This window comes from Stenotrophomonas sp. 05L44_2 (assembly GCF_056665995.1).
Genome location: NZ_JBFTNR010000783.1, coordinates 1 through 1,825, shown reverse-complemented (window position 1 = coordinate 1,825; position 1,825 = coordinate 1). Strand labels below are relative to the sequence as shown.

Annotated in this window: 2 protein-coding genes; one reads left to right on the top strand and one right to left on the bottom strand. The window is 67.2% G+C overall.

Features of this window, described 5'->3' with window-relative positions; all coding sequences use genetic code 11:
- A complete protein-coding gene (locus tag AC1VAN_RS20575) occupies positions 1 to 1,221 on the top strand; it encodes a sensor histidine kinase (RefSeq protein ID WP_480986607.1) in 1,221 nt (406 codons plus the stop codon).
- A gap of 151 nt (positions 1,222 to 1,372) precedes the next feature.
- On the opposite strand, the gene AC1VAN_RS20570 is transcribed toward AC1VAN_RS20575, so the two are convergent.
- On the bottom strand, positions 1,373 to 1,825 hold a 453-nt coding region (locus tag AC1VAN_RS20570), incomplete at its 5' end, for a GDSL-type esterase/lipase family protein (protein ID WP_480986606.1).

The window sequence follows — 1,825 nt, the reverse complement described above, 5'->3', positions numbered from 1 at the left end:
GTGCTGGCCAGCCTGGGTATCCTGCTGGGTGCCTGGCTGGTTTCGCTGGTGATCAAGCACAGCCTGGTGGGCGCTGCCCTGCGCGAAGAAGCGGCGTACTACTGGACACTGCACGAGGCCTCGCCCGTGCAGCCGCCGCCCAATACCCAGAACATCCGTGGCTACCTGCTGGAACGCGGGCAGTCCAGCCTGTCACTGCCGGCCAACCTGCGCACGTTGGAACCGGGTTTCCACGAACTGCCCGACGACGATCAGCTGGTGCTGGTCGACGCCCGCGAAGAGGGGCGCCTGTACCTGGTGTTCCTGCGCTCGCGCGCGGAGATGCTGGCGTTCTGGTTCGGCATCGTGCCGGTGCTGCTGACCCTGCTGGCGGTATATGGCGCCTCCTGGATCACCTACCGTGCCTCCAAACGCCTGGTATCGCCGGTGAACTGGCTGGCGCGCCGTGTCTCGCGCTGGGATCCGGGCCATCCGGAAGCGGCCGACCTGGAGCCGAACAAGCTGCCGGCGGACATGCAGGGCGAGACCCGGCAACTTGCGGCGGCGCTGCATTCGCTGGCCAACCGGGTCACCGCGCACGTGGCGCGCGAGCGCAACTTCACCCGTGATGCCAGCCATGAACTGCGCACGCCGCTGACCGTCATCCGCGTGGCCAGCGACATGGCGCTGGGCGATGAAAGCCTGGAGCCGCGCCTGCGTCGGAGCCTGCAGCGCATCCAGCGTGCCGGGCGGGACATGGAAGCGGTGATCGATGCCTTCCTGATCCTGGCCCGTGAGGCCGACGTCGAGCCGCAGGTGGAGCTGTTCGACGTCAACGACGTCGTCCGTTACGAAGTGGACAACGCCAACGAGCTGCTGGTGGGACGGCCGCTGGCGGTGCACCTGCACAGCGACGCGGCCGTGCAGCTGCACGCACCGCCGCGGGTGCTGCAGGTGGTGGTCAGCAACCTGGTGCGCAACGCCTGCAGCTATACCGATGAAGGCCGCATCGACGTGCACGTGCACAACGACCGGGTGGTGGTGAGCGATACCGGCATCGGCATGTCCGCCGACGCGCTGTCGCGTGCGTTCGAGCCGTTCTATCGTGCCGATCCCAGCCGACCGCAGGGCACTGGCCTGGGGCTGTCGATCGTGCGCCGCCTGTGTGACCGCTTCGGCTGGAAGGTCAGCCTGGCCAGCGAGCTGGGCAAGGGCACCGAGGCGACGGTGATTTTCCGCTGAGGGCCGCTTGCCACCTCGGTAGTTGCCGACCTTGGTCGGCGCTTTCACTGGGATGCAGGTGGACGCATTCATGCCAACCAAGGTTGGCAACTACCGGAGCACGCGCGTTGTCGCGGTGGTGCCGGCCGCTGGCCGGCAACCTCGGGATCAATCAGTTGCAGTTGACCTTCGGCGCCAGCGCCTTGGTCCAGATCGCATAGCCGGCCGGGGTCATGTGCAGCATGTCCTCGCGGAACAACGACGCATCGGGTTGGCCGTCGGCCCCGAGCATCGGTGTGTAGATGTCGGTGTAGCCGGTGTTGGGCAGCTTCGCCAACGCAGCCTTGATCTTCGCGTTGGCGTCGTTGATCGCCGGCAGCAGGTGCGCCCGCGAGGGGCTGGGCTTGATGGAGACGTATTCCACCTTCGTCTGCGGCAGGTCGCGATGCACGCGCTGCACGAAGGCCACCACGTCATCGCGTACCTGGGTCGCGCTGCGGCCGCTGTTGAGGTCGTTGTCGCCGGCGTAGAAGAACACCTTGCACGGCGCGTACGGCACGATGGCCTGGCCGGCGTACCAGGTGCTGTCGCGTACTTCCGACCCCCCGAAGCCGCGGTTGAACAC